At 60.4% G+C, this 15,553-nt stretch carries 14 protein-coding genes and 1 pseudogene; 5 read left to right on the forward strand and 10 right to left on the reverse strand.

Annotation, left to right across the window (positions count from 1 at the left end):
* Positions 1–423 (forward strand): annotated as a pseudogene (locus tag D8U82_RS10820) (conjugal transfer protein TraR); the annotation flags it as partial.
* Entirely contained in the window at positions 420–800 is a 381-nt protein-coding gene (locus tag D8U82_RS10825) for a carboxymuconolactone decarboxylase family protein (protein ID WP_125927108.1), read from the forward strand. The pseudogene D8U82_RS10820 and the gene D8U82_RS10825, both read left to right, overlap by 4 nt.
* A 100-nt stretch (positions 801–900) precedes the next feature.
* On the opposite strand, the gene D8U82_RS10830 is transcribed toward D8U82_RS10825, so the two are convergent.
* The 5 genes from D8U82_RS10830 to kdgD form a co-directional block, all read right to left on the reverse strand.
* On the reverse strand, positions 901–1,842 hold the full coding sequence (locus D8U82_RS10830) for an AEC family transporter (RefSeq protein ID WP_016770674.1): 942 nt from the start codon (positions 1,840–1,842) through the stop codon (positions 901–903).
* Between the two features lie 284 nt (positions 1,843–2,126).
* On the reverse strand, positions 2,127–3,680 hold the full coding sequence (gene garD, locus D8U82_RS10835) for a galactarate dehydratase (RefSeq protein WP_016771706.1): 1,554 nt from the start codon (positions 3,678–3,680) through the stop codon (positions 2,127–2,129).
* Positions 3,681–3,691: 11 nt separating this feature from the next.
* Positions 3,692–5,053 carry an MFS transporter gene (locus D8U82_RS10840; RefSeq protein WP_125927107.1) on the reverse strand — a complete coding sequence of 454 codons (1,362 nt, stop codon included), beginning with the start codon at positions 5,051–5,053 and terminating at the stop codon, positions 3,692–3,694.
* 100 nt (positions 5,054–5,153) lie between these two features.
* On the reverse strand, positions 5,154–6,599 hold the full coding sequence (locus D8U82_RS10845; protein ID WP_071174379.1) for an aldehyde dehydrogenase family protein: 1,446 nt from the start codon (positions 6,597–6,599) through the stop codon (positions 5,154–5,156).
* 71 nt (positions 6,600–6,670) lie between these two features.
* Positions 6,671–7,582, reverse strand: coding sequence for a 5-dehydro-4-deoxyglucarate dehydratase (kdgD, locus tag D8U82_RS10850; protein WP_016771708.1), 912 nt, complete (start codon positions 7,580–7,582; stop codon positions 6,671–6,673).
* Between the two features lie 298 nt (positions 7,583–7,880).
* On the opposite strand from kdgD, the gene D8U82_RS10855 reads away from it, so the two are divergent.
* Together D8U82_RS10855 and D8U82_RS10860 are read left to right on the forward strand one after the other, a co-directional pair.
* Complete coding sequence (locus tag D8U82_RS10855) at positions 7,881–8,261, forward strand: hypothetical protein (RefSeq protein ID WP_130902191.1); 381 nt, start codon at positions 7,881–7,883, stop codon at positions 8,259–8,261.
* A 206-nt stretch (positions 8,262–8,467) separates the two neighbouring features.
* A complete protein-coding gene (locus D8U82_RS10860) occupies positions 8,468–8,830 on the forward strand; it encodes a hypothetical protein (RefSeq protein WP_130886929.1) in 363 nt (120 codons plus the stop codon).
* 5 nt (positions 8,831–8,835) lie between these two features.
* Here D8U82_RS10860 and D8U82_RS10865 read toward each other — a convergent pair whose 3' ends face one another.
* The 4 genes from D8U82_RS10865 to D8U82_RS10880 all read right to left on the reverse strand — a co-directional run bounded on the left by D8U82_RS10865 (position 8,836) and on the right by D8U82_RS10880 (position 13,408).
* Positions 8,836–9,582: a FadR/GntR family transcriptional regulator gene (locus D8U82_RS10865; RefSeq protein ID WP_024011597.1), complete on the reverse strand. Its 747-nt coding sequence runs from the start codon at positions 9,580–9,582 to the stop codon at positions 8,836–8,838.
* Positions 9,583–9,768: 186 nt separating this feature from the next.
* The gene (locus D8U82_RS10870) at positions 9,769–11,496 is read right to left on the reverse strand and encodes an ABC transporter ATP-binding protein/permease (RefSeq protein WP_130902192.1); all 1,728 of its coding nucleotides are present in this window, start codon (positions 11,494–11,496) and stop codon (positions 9,769–9,771) included.
* Between the two features lie 96 nt (positions 11,497–11,592).
* Positions 11,593–12,153, reverse strand: a complete 561-nt coding sequence (locus D8U82_RS10875) for a response regulator transcription factor (protein ID WP_130902193.1) — start codon at positions 12,151–12,153, stop codon at positions 11,593–11,595.
* Positions 12,146–13,408, reverse strand: a complete 1,263-nt coding sequence (locus D8U82_RS10880; protein ID WP_016771713.1) for an ATP-binding protein — start codon at positions 13,406–13,408, stop codon at positions 12,146–12,148. Before D8U82_RS10880 ends, D8U82_RS10875 begins: the two co-directional genes overlap by 8 nt.
* Before the next feature lie 411 nt (positions 13,409–13,819).
* Between D8U82_RS10880 and D8U82_RS10885 the strand changes: the two genes are divergently transcribed.
* A complete protein-coding gene (locus D8U82_RS10885) occupies positions 13,820–14,536 on the forward strand; it encodes an SIMPL domain-containing protein (protein WP_130902194.1) in 717 nt (238 codons plus the stop codon).
* A gap of 169 nt (positions 14,537–14,705) precedes the next feature.
* Here the strand turns inward: D8U82_RS10885 and D8U82_RS10890 are convergent, their stop codons facing one another.
* The gene (locus D8U82_RS10890; RefSeq protein ID WP_130902195.1) at positions 14,706–15,068 is read right to left on the reverse strand and encodes a DUF6124 family protein; all 363 of its coding nucleotides are present in this window, start codon (positions 15,066–15,068) and stop codon (positions 14,706–14,708) included.
* Positions 15,069–15,553: the final 485 nt, after the last annotated feature.

Here is a 15,553-nt window from a genome sequence, read left to right on the forward strand (position 1 = left end):
CTGGCGACTTCGCTGATCGCTGCGTTGCGCGGGCAGCGCGACATTGCCGTGGGCAACGTGATCGGCGCCAACCTGTTCAACCTGCTCGGGGTGCTCGGGCTGACCGCCCTACTCGCACCGACGCCGCTTTCCGTCTCCCCCAACGCGCTGGATTTCGACTTGCCAGTGATGCTCGGCGTCGCGGCGCTGTGCTTGCCGGTGTTCTATTCCGGCTACCGCGTTACCCGGGCCGAAGGCTTGCTGCTGCTCGGTTTGTATCTGGTCTACGGACTGCATGTGGTGTCGTTCACCACCGGCATGCCGCTGGCCGGCAAACTCGAGCGCTTGATGCTGTTTTATGTCCTGCCGGCGCTGCTTACGTTTCTGCTGTTCACGTCGATCAGCGCCTGGCGTCGCCAACACCACAAGAGAGATGTGCCATGAGCGAGTCGAAGCAGCCCGGGGTTGAAATCCGTCGTCAGGTCATGGGCGATGCGTTCGTTGATCGCGCCCTGGGCAACGCCACCGAGTTCACCCAGCCGTTGCAGGATTTCGTCAATGAACACGCTTGGGGCGGGGTGTGGAATCGTGAGGGGCTGCCGCTGAAAACCCGCAGCCTGATCACCCTCGCCGCGCTGACCGCGCTGAAGTGTCCGCAGGAGTTGAAAGGCCATGTGCGCGGTGCGCTGAACAACGGCTGCACGGTGGAAGAGATCCGCGAAGCGCTGCTGCATTGCGCGGTGTATGCCGGCGTGCCGGCGGCGATCGATGCGTTTCGCGCGGCGCAGGAAGTGATCGACAGTTATCAGAAACCGCAGTGACCGCCTTCGCGAGCAGGCTCGCTCCCACATTTGCAATGCGCTTCCCTGTGGGAGCGAGCCTGCTCGCGAAGAGGCCCTGGCAGACACCGCAAATCCTTGGTCAGATCCACCCACCCCACTGCAACACAAAGATCCCGACATTGGTGGTAATCGCCGCCATCAACGTGGTCATCACGATGATCGCCGCTGCCAGCTCATGATTGCCCTGCGCCGCCCGGGCCATGACGAAACTTGCCGCCGCCGTCGGGCTGCCAAAGTAGAGAAACAGAATCCCCAGTTCCGCCCCGCGAAAGCCCCACAACCACGCGCCCACGGTTGCCAGTAACGGCAGACCGACCATCTTCACCAGGCTGGAGCTGAGCGCCATCTTGCCGCTCTTGCGTAACGCTGCGAGTGACAACGTGCCGCCGATACAAATCAGCGCCAGCGGCAAAGTGGTCTGCGCCAGATACTGGCCGGAGGTCTCCAGCCAGCCCGGCAAACCGATCTTGAAATAGGCGAACGGCGCTGCCGAAATCACGCTGATGATCAGCGGGTTGCTGAACACGCTTTTGCAGATGCTCCACGGATCGGACTTGATCACCGGGCTGTACACCGCCAGCACGATGGTCGACAGCGTGTTGTAGAACAGGATCACCAGCGCCGCGAGAATCGCCCCGAGGGAAATGCCGTAATCGCCGTACATGCTCGCGGCGAGCGCCAGACCGATCACGCCGTTGTTGCCGCGAAACGCGCCCTGGGTGTAGATGCCGCGATCCTCACGCGGACACTTGAAAATCGCCCAGCCCCAGGCCACGGCGAAACTCACCAGGGTGGCAAGGGAAAAGTAGATGAGGAGCGAAGGTTGCAGTGCGGCGTGCAGGTCAGCGTGGAGAATGCCGAGGAACAGCAGCGCCGGCATGGTCACGTTGAACACCAGCGACGAGGCGGTGTGGATGAAGTTGTCGTTGATCCAGTCGATGCGCTTGAGCAGCACACCGAGAAACAGCATGGCAAACACCGGCGCGGTGATGTTCAGGGTTTCAAGAAAGATTGCCAGCATGCCGGGGAGCCTTGGGTGAGCGTCGATAGGGGGCTAATGATAAGCCACTTTCACCCTGATCGTTCCCACGGTCTGCGTGGGAATGCAGCCCCGGGACGCTCTGCGTCCCAAAGCGTGACGCGGAGCGTCACATGAGGCATTCCCACGCAGAGCGTGGGAACGATCACAGGCACCGCAAGTCCTTCGGCGTCTGGCAGATCGCATTCGCGAGCAGGCTCGCTCCCACATTTGCAATGCATATCCCTGTGGGAGCGAGCCTGCTCGCGAAGAACGATGACGCGGTCTCAGGTAATCGGCGCCGGGTTGAACAAGGTGATGTCGTTATGCAGCTTGTGCTTCTCCGCCCAGGTCTGTTGCTTGCCACTGGCAACATCCAGGTAATAGTGAAACAACTCCCAGCCCAGCTCTTCGATGGTCGCGCGCCCGGTAGCAATGCGGCCGGCGTCGATGTCGATCAGGTCCGGCCAGCGCTGCGCCAGTTCAGTCCGCGTCGATACCTTGACCACCGGCGCCATGGCCAGCCCGTAAGGCGTGCCGCGACCGGTGGTGAACACGTGCAGGTTCATCCCCGCCGCCAGTTGCAGCGTACCGCAGACAAAATCGCTGGCCGGCGTCGCGCAGAAAATCAGGCCCTTGTGCTTGAAGCGCTCGCCCGGGCCGAGCACGCCATTGATCGCGCTGCTGCCGGACTTGACGATCGAGCCCAGCGACTTCTCGACAATGTTCGACAACCCGCCCTTCTTGTTGCCCGGCGTGGTGTTGGCACTGCGATCGGCCTCGCCCTTGGCCAGGTAACGGTCGTACCAGTCCATTTCGCGCACCAGCTCTTCGGCAACGGTTTGCGTCTGTGCGCGGGAGGTGAGCAGGTAGATCGCATCGCGCACTTCGGTGACTTCGGAAAACATCACTGTCGCCCCCGCACGCAACAGCAAGTCTGAGGCATAACCCAGCGCCGGGTTGGCGGTGATGCCGGAGAACGCGTCGCTGCCGCCGCACTGCATACCGAGAATCAGCTCGGAGGCCGGCACGGTTTCGCGGCGGCGCTGGTCGAGTTTCTTCAAGCGCACTTCGGCCAGTTCCATGATCTGCTCGATCATTTCGGTAAAGCCGTGACTGGAATCCTGCAAGCGGTACAGCCACGGATCGCTGAGATCCACCGAGGCATCGTCCTCGTGCATCACCTGCCCGGCCTGCAATTTCTCGCAGCCCAGACCGATCACCAGCGCCTCGCCACCCAGGTTCGGGTTGCGCGCCAGATTGCGCACGGTACGAATCGGGATGTAGGCGTCGGTGGCGGTAATCGCCACACCGCAGCCATAACTGTGGGTCAGTGCCACCACGTCATCGACGTGCGGGTACTTCGGCAGCAGCTCTTCCTTGATGCGCTTGACCGCATGATCAAGCACGCCGGTGACGCACTGCACGGTGGTGGTGATGCCGAGAATGTTGCGCGTGCCGACAGTGCCGTCGGCGTTGCGATACCCCTCGAACGTGAAGCCTTCCAGCGGTGCCTGCGCATCCGGCACATCGGTGGACAGCGGCAAGCTGTCCAGCGGCGGCGCGGTCGGCATGCGCAGTTGATCTTCCTTGACCCAACTGCCGCGACGGATCGGCTGCAAGGCGTAGCCGATGATCTGCCCGTAACGAATCACCGGGCCGCCTTCAGGAATATCCTCCAAGGTGACCTTGTGGCTCTGCGGTACGAAATCCAAGGTGACCAGGCCGTCGGCAAACTCGGTACCGGCCGGTACGCCCTGATCGTTGACCACCACTACAACGTTGTCCCGCTCGTGCAGGCGGATGTAGCGCGGCGAGTCGGAATGTTCAATCAACTGCATGACGCCGCTCCTCAGGAATGCGCTTGAGACAAGTTACCGGTGACTTCATTGCCGCCCTTGGCTGGCGGCTCTTTCAAGACCACACGCTTGATCGGGCCGACGATCACCAGATAGCTGAACACCGCGACCAGTGCGTTGGCGCCGACAAACACCAGCGCCCACTTGAACGAACCGGTGGAGCTGATGATGTAGCCGATGACGATCGGCGTGGTGATCGAAGCGATGTTGCCAAAGGTGTTGAACAGGCCACCGCTCAGACCGGCGATCTGTTTCGGCGAAGTGTCGGAGACCACCGCCCAGCCCAGTGCGCCAACGCCTTTGCCGAAGAATGCCAGAGCCATGAAGCCCACGACCATCCATTCCACTTCAACATAGTTGCACGCGACGATGCTGCTCGACACCAGCAGACCGGCAATGATCGGCGCCTTGCGGGCGAAGGTCAGCGAGTGGCCCTTGCGCAGCAGGTAGTCGGAAATCACCCCGCCGAGCACGCCGCCGATAAAGCCGCAGATCGCCGGCAACGAAGCGATGAAACCGGCCTTGAGAATGGTCATGCCACGCTCTTGCACCAGATACACCGGGAACCAGGTCAGGAAGAAATAGGTGATGCCGTTGATGCAGTACTGGCCCAGATACACGCCCAGCATCATGCGGTTGGTCAGCAGCTGACGGATGTAATCCCACTTCGGACCGTCGGACTTCTTGCCCTTCTGATCCATGTCGACCATGCCGCCGTTGTCAGCGATGTGCTTGAACTCGGCCTCGTTGACCCGTGGGTGTTCGCGCGGGCTGTAGATGACTTTCAGCCACACCAGCGAGAACACGATACCGAGGATACCCATGACGATGAACACGTGCTCCCAGCCGAAGCTGTAGACGATCCAGCCCATCAACGGCGCGAACAGCACGGTGGCAAAGTATTGCGCCGAGTTGAAGATCGCCGAAGCGGTGCCGCGTTCAGCGGTCGGGAACCACGCCGCCACGATGCGCGCGTTGCCGGGGAACGATGGCGCTTCGGCCAGGCCCACCAGAAAGCGCAACATGAACAGCGCAACCACTGCCGTGGACATGCCGAATTCACCGACGAAGCCTTGCAGCACGGTGAACAGCGACCAGGTGAAAATGCTCAGGGCATAGACTTTTTTCGAGCCGAAGCGATCGAGCAGCCAGCCACCGGGAATTTGCCCGGCGACGTAGGCCCAACCGAATGCGGAGAAGATGTAGCCGAGGGTGACGGCGTCAATGCCAAGGTCTTTTTGCAGGCTGGAGCCGGCAATGGCGATCGTGGCACGGTCGGCGTAATTGATCGTGGTCACCAGAAACAGCATGAGCAGGATCAAATAGCGGACGTGAGTCGGCTTGGAGGATTGCATGCAGATGTACTCCCACTGATTATTTTTATGCGGGTAAAACATTCTTTGGTCTTGTGCCGCGCAGGGCCTCAGGCGACGGCCCGGCGCGGGTGCAGCGGGGTTACGATCCGATGTAACTGGTCTTCACGACCGTGTAGAACTCTTGTGCATAGCGGCCCTGCTCACGGGAGCCGTAGGACGAGCCTTTACGCCCGCCGAACGGTACGTGGTAATCCACACCGGCGGTCGGCAGATTGACCATCACCATCCCGGCCTGGGAGTGGCGCTTGAAGTGGTTGGCGTACTTCAGCGAGGTGGTGGCGATGCCGGCCGACAAGCCGAATTCGGTGTCGTTGGCCATTGCCAGCGCAGCTTCGTAATCGGCCACGCGAACAATGTTGGCCACCGGGCCGAAGATCTCTTCGCGGCTGATGCGCATCGACGCTTCGCTGTCGGCGAACAGGGTTGGCGCGAGGAAGTAGCCCTCAGTGTCGCAAGTCACCACACCGCCGCCGCTGACCAGACGTGCACCTTCGGACTGGCCGATGTCGATGTACTTCATGTCCTGCTCAAGCTGCGCCTGAGAGACCACCGGACCGATGTCGGTGCCGGCTTTCAGCGCGTGGCCGACCTTGATCGACTTCATGCGCTCGGCCATCGCTTCAACGAACTTGTCGTGAATGCCGGCGGTGACGATCAGACGGCTCGACGCTGTGCAGCGCTGGCCGGTGGAGTAGAACGCGCTCTGCACCGACAGCTCGACCGCTTGCTTGAGGTCGGCGTCGTCGAGAATGATCTGCGGGTTCTTGCCGCCCATTTCCAGCTGCACTTTGGCCTGGCGCGAAACGCAGTTGACTGCGATCTGACGACCCACGCCCACCGAACCGGTGAAGCTGATGCCGTCGACTTTCGGGCTGTTGACCAACGCCTCGCCAACCACGCGACCGCTGCCCATTACCAGGTTGAACACACCGGCCGGGAAGCCCGCGCGGGAAATGATTTCCGCCAGCGCCCAGGCGCAGCCCGGCACCAGATCGGCAGGCTTGAGTACGACGCAGTTGCCGTAGGCCAGGGCCGGAGCAATCTTCCACGCCGGAATGGCGATCGGAAAGTTCCACGGGGTGATCAGACCGACCACGCCCAGCGCTTCGCGGGTGACTTCGACGTTGACGCCCGGGCGTACCGACGGCACATAGTCACCGGACAGACGCAGGCATTCACCGGCGAAGAACTTGAAAATGTTGCCGGCGCGGGTCACTTCACCGATCGCTTCCGGCAGGGTCTTGCCCTCTTCACGGGCCAACAGCGTGCCGAGCTCTTCGCGACGGGCGAGAATCTCGCTGCCGACTTTATCCAGCGAATCGTGGCGGGCCTGAATGCCCGAAGTGGAGTACGCCGGGAACGCAGCGCGAGCAGCGTCGATGGCGGCGTTGACCTGGGTCAGGTCAGCCTTGGCGTAGTCGCCGATGGTGTCGCTGAGTTCGGACGGGTTAATGTTGGCCGAGTAATCGGCACCGGCGACCCATTCGCCATTGATGTAGTTGTCGTAGCGTTTTGCAGTTGTCACAGGGCAGCCCTCAACTCTAAAAGCCTTCACGCAAAAAGCCGCTGATTGCTCAGCGGCCTCGCTTTTCTCGTTTATTGCGCGCCTTGCTTGTCGATCAGCGCGGCGAGCATTTCGTACTCTTCGCCGGTCAGGTCGGTCAGCGGCGCACGCACCGGACCTGCGTCATAGCCGGCGATTTTTGCACCTGCCTTGACGATGCTCACGGCATAACCGGCCTTGCGATTGCGGATGTCCAGGTACGGCAGGAAGAAGTCGTCGATGATCTTGCCGACGGTGGCGTGATCTTCGCGCGCGATCGCGTGGTAGAAGTCCATCGCGGTTTTCGGGATGAAGTTGAACACCGCCGAGGAGTAGACCGGCACGCCCAATGCCTTGTAGGCAGCGGCGTAGACTTCAGCGGTCGGCAGACCACCCAGGTAGCTGAAGCGATCACCGAGGCGGCGACGGATCGACACCATTAACTCGATATCGCCCAGGCCATCCTTGTAGCCGATCAGGTTCGGGCAGCGCTCGGCCAGACGTTCCAGCAGCGGCGCGTTGAGGCGGCAAACGTTGCGGTTGTAGACGACCACTCCGATCTTCACCGATTTGCACACGGCTTCAACGTGGGCGGCAACACCGTCCTGGCTCGCTTCGGTCAGGTAGTGCGGCAGCAGCAGCAGGCCTTTGGCGCCCAGACGCTCGGCTTCCTGAGCGTATTCGATGGCCTGGCGGGTCGAACCACCGACGCCGGCGAGGATCGGCACGCTGGTTGCGCAGGTGTCGACGGCAGTCTTGATGATTTCCGAGTATTCGCTGGCGGCCAGGGAGAAGAACTCACCGGTGCCGCCGGCGGCGAACAGAGCCGAAGCGCCATACGGAGCCAGCCATTCCAGGCGTTTGATGTAGCCCGCGCGGTTGAAATCGCCCTGCGCGTTGAAATCGGTCACCGGGAAAGACAGCAGGCCGGCAGAGAGGATGGACTTCAGTTCTTGTGGATTCATTATTCGAACACCCTGGTAGCAACGTTTTATTGTGAGTGGACCGTTCAGCCTTCGCCGAAGTTGTAGGTCATCGTACAACTTAAAAAATAACCGTCAACTGCATTTCATCGTTGGCAGGGCTTTTTTGTCCGACAAAATCACTGCTTATGCTTCTGGAAATCGCTGGAAGGCCCGTCCTTGAAGCATTTTCTCGCGGAAATATCTGGTCTGGATTCGTTTAACTCTGAGAGGACCAGCGGCTCGTAAAGTACGTCGACTGCCACGAAGGATCGTGGCGGACCACTCAAAGGAAGCCGCTATGTCGATGCATTTTGCCGCCCCCACCCTCACCCATGCCGCCCCTGCGCAAGACGACTGCGTGACACTTCAGCTCTCGCAATTGCCGGACATCCTCACCGTGCAGGTGCCGGATTCCAGCGATTTCGCAGCGAACTGGAGCGTCTACGCGATTCTCGGCAGTGATGGCGAGGAACCCGAATGGGAAGGTGATGAGGTGGACACTGGCGCCTGGGACGACGCCGAGGATGAAATGGAGAAGCTGTTCGACATCGAGGTGCAACTGCCGAAAGAGGCGCTGCAACCGTATCTGAACCGCGAGGTGGAGCTGCGTTACAAGTTCCGCGATGAGTCGAGTATGGAGCCGTATTCGCAGGCGTTGAGGTTGCGGATCGAGGCGTGAACACGATGTTTCTCATCACCATTTCACGTTTCCAGACGTAGCCGCTTTGCGTGACGACCGTTGGTCAGGACTGGTATTTCTAACAGGTGCGCAAGAAGGGGCGTAACTGAGCTAATGACCGCAGGGGATAGCGAACCGGCCCCTATCGTAGCGCGTCATTACTACGGAATTAAAAGGTTTGATTAGGTATAAAAGGAATTTCAATCATGACTCCAAAAGCAACAAACCTCGCCCCGCCTCAACTTCTCGAAGCCACCGTGCATGACGGGAAACTCAAGCTTTACATCCATAATTTGGTTGACCCTGCTCACGGCATCGTCGAGTCGTACCCAGATGTTATGGAGGGAGACAAGGTCATCTTCGAGGTGAGCACTTCCACAGGGAACCAAGATAAGCAGGAGCTCGAAGTAAAATCACCCACCGATGCCTCATTTGTATTCAATATTGCGAAAAAAATCTTTGCAGAAAAATTTGAGCCGGGTGCCATCGCTACATTGAGCTATAGCGTGCAGAGATCATCTGGTAATACTGCACCGTCTGAAAAGCAGAAGGTTTATCTCGAACTCTGACAACATCACCCCTGCGCCTGCGCCTCTTCATGGGCCTGGCGCAGTCTTTCGCGGCTGTTGGTCAGGTGCAGACGCATCGCCGCACGCGCGGCATCGGAGTCCTGACGGGCAATCGCGTCGTAGATTTCCTCGTGCTCGCGGCTCAGGCGGCCCATGTAGTGCTGCTGGTCATCATGAGCCAAACGCGCCGAGTTCAGCCGCGTACGTGGAATGATGCTGGTGCCAAGGTGGGTCATGATGTCGGTGAAGTAGCGGTTGCCGGTGGACAGGGCGATTTCCAGGTGGAAAGCGAAGTCCGACGACACCGCATCGCTGGCATGGGAGGCGCTTTCGTTCAAGGCATCGAGGGCGGCGCGCATGGTTGCCAGTTGTTCGGGGCTGCGGCGTTGCGCGGCAAGGCCGGCGGATTCGACTTCGAGGCTGATGCGCAATTCGAGAATCGCCAGCACGTCACGCAGGGTGACCACGGTGGCCGGATCGATACGGAAACCGCTCGGGCTTGGCGTGTCGAGGACGAACGTGCCGATGCCGTGGCGGGTTTCCACCTGACCGGCGGCCTGCAGACGGGAAATCGCCTCGCGCACCACAGTGCGGCTGACGCCATGGGCTTCCATGATTGCCGACTCGGTGGGCAATTTGTCGCCACGCTTGAGCAGGCCATCACGGATCTGCTCGCTCAACACCGTCACCAATTCCTGGGCGAGGCTGCGGCGCTTGCGGGGGAGGCGCGGGGTGTCGATCAGCTTTTCCATGGTCTGCATCTTGTCTCGAAAGTTCGGCTTGGCGCCATCATAGCTCAAGCGAGTTGTACGATCACTGGGCAGATTACATTACCCCACTGTGGGAGCGAGCCTGCTCGCGAAAGCGGTGGTTCAGACGACAGATTCGTCGACCAAGACGGCCCCTTCGCGAGCAGGCTCGCTCCCACAGGTGAGTGTTCAGACAGTTATGGCCTGTTCGACCAGACGACCGCTGTCGATCCGCACATGCCGTGGATGGAATCGTTTCAAACTGCTTCGGTGACCGACGCTGACGATGCTCAGACCCGGAATCTCGTCGATCAACGCCTGATACAAGGTCGCCTCGTCCTCTTCATCCATCGCCGATGTAGCCTCGTCCATGTACAGCCATTGCGGTGCATAAAGGAGCGCGCGGGCGAAGGCCAGGCGTTGTTGCTCGCCCGGTGAAAGCATGCGCTGCCAGTGATTGGCTTCATCCAGCCGCCCAACCAGGTGTGGCAGACGACAGGTTTCCAGCACCTGTGCATAACGCTCCGGCGCGTAGGTATCGCCCGGCTGTGGATAACTCAACGCTTCACGCAATGTGCCGATCGGCAGATAAGGCTTCTGCGGCAAGAACAGATAACGCGCCGCCGGCAAACGAATATTGCCGTGCCCCGCCGGCCACAAATGCCCCATCGCTCGCAGCAGTGTCGACTTGCCGCTGCCGGAACGGCCGCTGAGCATCACTCGCTCGCCCGGTTCAACAGTCATGCCGGCGTTGGTCAGCAGGTGACGACCATCGGCCAGATCCAGGCCGAGGTTGAGCACCTGCAACTCACTGCCCTGGTTCTGCACATCGATGGCCGGGGTGCGTTGTTCGTTGTCGCTCATGGCCTGACGGAAACTCAGCAGACGATCACAGGTGGCGCGCCAAGCGGCCAAGTCCGAATACGCAGTGATGAACCAGCTGAAATTCTCCTGCACGTTGCCGAACGCCGAGTTGATTTGCATCAGCTCGCCCAGTTCGATCTTGCCGGACAGATAGCGCGGCGCGGCGACGACAAACGGGAAAATAATTGCGATCTGACCGTAACCGGAGGTGAAGAACGTCAGGCGCTTGGACACGCGCATGATGTCCCAGAAATTGTGCCAGACCAGCCCGAAGCGGTTGCTCAGGCGGCGGTTCTCATTCGGTTCGCCGTTGTACAAGGCGATGCTTTCCGCGTTCTCACGCACGCGCACCATGGAAAAACGCAGGTCTGCTTCGAAGCGTTGTTGCTTGTTGTTCAGACCGATCAGACGGCGACCGATCAAATGCGTCAGCCAACTGCCCACCGCCGCATACAACAGCGCACACCAGAACATGTAGCCGGGAATTTCGATGCCGAACACTTCGATACTGCCCGACACGCCCCACAAAATGATCGAGAACGACACCAGACTGACAATCGTGCGCAGCAGCCCGAGGCCCAGGCTCAGGGTGTTGGCGGTGTAAGTGTTGAGGTCTTCGGAAATCCGCTGGTCGGGGTTATCGGTATAACCGCCCTGCTCCAGCTGATAGTAATTCTTGTGGTCTAGCCAACGCTTGAAGTGCTTTTCGGTCAGCCAAGCCCGCCAGCGGATCGTCAGCATCTGCGTCAGATACAAGCGATACACCGCGCCGAGAATCGCCACCGTCGCGATGCCGCAGAAATACAGGATCAACTGCCAGAACGCGGCTTCATCCTTTCTCTGCAAAGCGTTGTAGAAATCCTTGTACCAACTGTTGATCCACACCGAGATCGCTACGCTGAACAGCGTCAGCGCAATTACGGCAATCAGCAACGTCCAGGCCTTGCCCTTCTCTTCGCTGCGCCAGTAAGGCGTGGTCATCGCCCAGACTTTGCGAAAAAACTGCCCGCGCACAGCATCGTTGACCGCGGAATATTCAGCGTTCTGATTCATGGATAAGGCTCGATAGTAAAAAGAACGGACACGCGCCGATCATAGATGATCGGCGCGTTTTATCGCGAGGGCTGGCGATAGTCGTTCAGCGCAGGTTCAGCGACGAACCGGACGCTTCTGCAATTTGCGCTGCAAGGTGCGGCGGTGCATGCCCAGCGCGCGGGCCGTGGCGGAAATGTTGCCTTCGTGCTCGGTGAGCACGCGCTGGATGTGCTCCCATTGCAGACGATCGACCGACATCGGGTTTTCCGGCACCAGACTGTCGAGGTCGGCATGCTCGGACAGCAGCGCGGCCAGCACGTCGTCGGCATCGGCGGGTTTGCACAGGTAGTTGCAGGCGCCACGCTTGATCGCCTCCACCGCTGTGGCAATGCTCGAATAACCGGTGAGGATCACCACGCGCATTTCCGAATCGAGCTCCAGCAGCTTGGGCAGCAGGACCAGACCGGAGTCGCCGTCCATTTTCAGGTCCAGCGCGGCGTAGTCAGGCAGATCGGCCTGGGCGATGGTCAGGCCTTCTTCAGCGGAACCGGCGGTGCTGACGCGAAAGCCGCGGCGGGCCATGGCGCGGGCCATGACGCGGGTGAAGGTCGCGTCGTCGTCGACCAGCAGCAGATGCGGCAGTTCTTCGCCTTCGACTTGGATTTCGTCACTCATGTTGGTCTCCTCGGGCGCCGTGGGGCAGGCGCAGCTCGGTGAGCGTGCCGCCTTCCTCATGACTATAGAGTTTCACTGAGCCGCCGGCGCGTGTCACGCTGGCCTTGCTCAAAAACAGGCCCAGGCCGAAACCTTTGCCCTTGGTGGTAAAAAACGGCTTGCCGATCTGCTCGGCGATGGCCAGCGGCACACCGGCGCCGTGGTCGCGAATGCTGATGGTCAAAGTCTCTGCGTCCCAGTCCAGCGTCACCTGGAGATTTTCCGGGCAGGCGTCGGCTGCATTGTTGAGCAGATTCAGCAAAGCCTGGGTCAGATCCGGCGGCGGCGCCATGCGCGGCACCGCACCCTGGCCAAGACGCTGGAAGCGATAACTGGCTTCCGGGCGCATCAGGTGCCAGCGGTTCAACGCCTCGTCGAGCCAGTCGGTAACGTCCTGCATCTCCACCGCCAGACGCCGATTGGCCTCAGCGGCGCGGACCAGTTGCTGCAAGGTTTCCTTGCACAGCTTGACCTGATCCTGCAGCACTTTCAGATCGTCTTGCAGCAACGCATCGGGGTGATCCTGCTGCATTTCCTTGAGCAGCACGCTCATGGTCGCCAGCGGTGTGCCCAATTCATGCGCAGCACCGGCGGCCTGGGTCGCAACGGCGAGCAGCTGCTGATCGCGCAGGCCTTCTTCGCGGCGAATCGCGCGCAATTCTTCCTGCCGGCGCAGCTCTTCAGCCATACGCGCGGCGAAGAACGTGATGACCGCAGCAGCCAGGGCAAAGCTCAGCCACATGCCGTAGATCTGCAGATTCTCACGGGCGACCGGCAGGGTTTCCAGCGGATAGAAACGCGTCAGCATCAGCGTGTACAGCGCCAGCGCGATACCGGACAGAATCACCGAATAACGCCACGGCAACGTCACCGCCGCGATCGTCAGCGGCACCAGATAATAGGAAACGAACGGGTTGGTCGAACCGCCGGAGAAATACAGCAGCGCACTGTGAATCACCAGATCGCAGGCCAGTTGCAGCGCGTACTCAAGCTCGGTCACCGGCCACGATGTGCGCAGGCGCACGGCAGTGAATACGCAGAGCAGAATCGAACAGCCCAGGGTCATCGCCAATTGCACCCACGGCAAAGGCAACAATTGCAGCCAGTAGGCCAGGCCCACGGACCCGGCCTGCGCGGCGAGCACCAGGGTGCGGATGAAAGTCAGCCGCCAGAGGTTCTGGCGAGTGGCGGAAGTCAGTTGTACGGGGGCGAGCATGAGCTCTCCTGATGAGCGCTCCAGGCGGATCGCACGGAGTATAACCAAGGCGCGGGGTTCAGAGGCGAAAGTGCGGCAAACGACCACATGGCGACGATGGAGAATTCATCTGAGTTGAAGAAGATTCCGAGGGCTATAGGAGATCAATTGTGGCGAGGGGATTTATCCCCGCTGGGTGGCGGAGCCGCCCCCAAATCATGCGACCTCATTTAACCAGACATACCGCATCAGCCGGATTTGCGACTGTTGCGCAGCCGAACGGGGATAAATCCCCTCGCTACAGAAGCACTCCCCACTGCGCGCAGGTATCTGTATAGAAGTTGTAACTGGGCGAACCGGATCATAGAAGTTAGAGTCTGATGGTTCACGCAGGCCGCGACCCATCACCTGCGCCTCATTCAAGGAGCCTTCATGCACACATTTCGCCGCAGCGCCGCCCTCCTCGCCCTGACCGTCGGCAGCGTCGCCAGCCTCCCGGCGCTGGCCGCCGATGAGCTGCACTACAACCAGATTTCCCTGCGCGCCGAAGTCAGCCAGGAAGTGGCCCGCGACCAGATGATCGTGACGCTCTACACCGAAGAGCAGAACACCGACCCGGCCAAACTCGCCGCCGCCATCAGCACCACCATGAACAAGGCCACCGCCCAGGCCAAACAAGTCAAAGACATCAACTTGCGCACGGGCAGCCGCAACAGCTATCCGATCTACGACACCAAAGGCCAGAAAATCACCGGCTGGCGCGAACGCGCCGAACTGCGCCTGGAAAGCACCGACTTCGCCGCCCTGTCCAAACTCACCGGCGAGCTGCTGACCGACCTGAAAATGGGCGGCATGGACTTCGCCATCGCCGACCCGACCCGCAAGGCCAGCGAAGACCAGTTGCTCAAAGAAGCCGTCACTGCCTTCAAGACCCGCGCCCAACTGGCCACCGACGCCCTGGGCGGCAAGGGTTACAAAATCGTCAACCTGAACCTCAACAGCAACGGTTATCCACAACCGTACCAGCGCGCGCCGATGATGATGAAAGCCGCGGCCATGGATTCCGCGCCGGTGACGCCTGAGGTCGAAGCCGGCACCAGCCAGGTCAGCATGACCGCTGATGGCTCGATTGAAGTGCTGATGCAGTGATTTGAGCTTGGCTGAATGAAGGACCGGCAATCAGTAAATGGTTGCCGGTTTTTTTGTGCCTGGGTTTTGTAGTGAATGATCCACCGCTTTCGCGAGCAGGCTCGCTCCCACAGGTTGAACGCATTTGAATGTGGGAGCGAGCCTGCTCGCGAAGAACGATAGCGCGGTTTCAAGCGTGCGGATCAACCCGATCCAGCGCCCGATTCACCGCCAGCTCCGCCAGCATGATGATCTGCTGAATCGCCAGCGCCGTATTGCGCTGCGGCCTACCAAGCTGATCGGCGAAATCGCTGGCCAGCGTATTGGCTGAAGCGAGGGATTCGCAGGCGTGGGCAAGCAGGCTTTCAGTGTCGATGTCGGGCCGGATCAGAAACATCGTGCCGGGCGGATGGGGTTTGCCGGGTGGCGGGCAGAGATAGAAATCGAGGGCACGCTTGATGGCTTCGCGGTTCTTCGCGAGATCGTCGGCACGCAGCGCGGCTTCGAGGGGGGTAGAGGCTTCTTCGGGTGGGTCGGGGACTGGTTTGGTCATGCGCTTCACCTATGAGGTTGAGCCATCTCGATGCCGTTTCTCACACGGCGAAGAGGTGGCAGCTTTGTGCGGGGTGAGAAAACCGGTCATAGGCACCCGGCCGGACATAAGCCCGCCCGCACAGAGCCGCCATAACGCACTTGCAGGCAGCAAACTTGCTGGCGGCAATTATGCGGATCTGGGCACTGAATGACTATGAATGTCGGGTTCTCACACCCGATCGCTGAACAACCAGCGACGACCCAAGCCTAGAGAGCGGACGTCCGACGGACAACCTGAAAACCTTGTGGGAAGGTTCGGGTTATTGGGCATCGGAATTAAACAAACTCAATCCCTCGGAGCCCTGGACGTGCCGCATCGCGAGCAGGCTCATTCCTGCAAAAGCCAAGGCAAAGCAGCGCAGCTGCCCGCGGCGAAGCCGCCCCACTCCACAATGAGCGCAAGCTCGAGTACCGCTTTTGATCTTGATCCACCGGCGACGTCGG

It is taken from the genome of Pseudomonas sp. Sample_23, assembly GCF_004307595.1.
Lineage (GTDB): Bacteria > Pseudomonadota > Gammaproteobacteria > Pseudomonadales > Pseudomonadaceae > Aquipseudomonas > Aquipseudomonas atacamensis.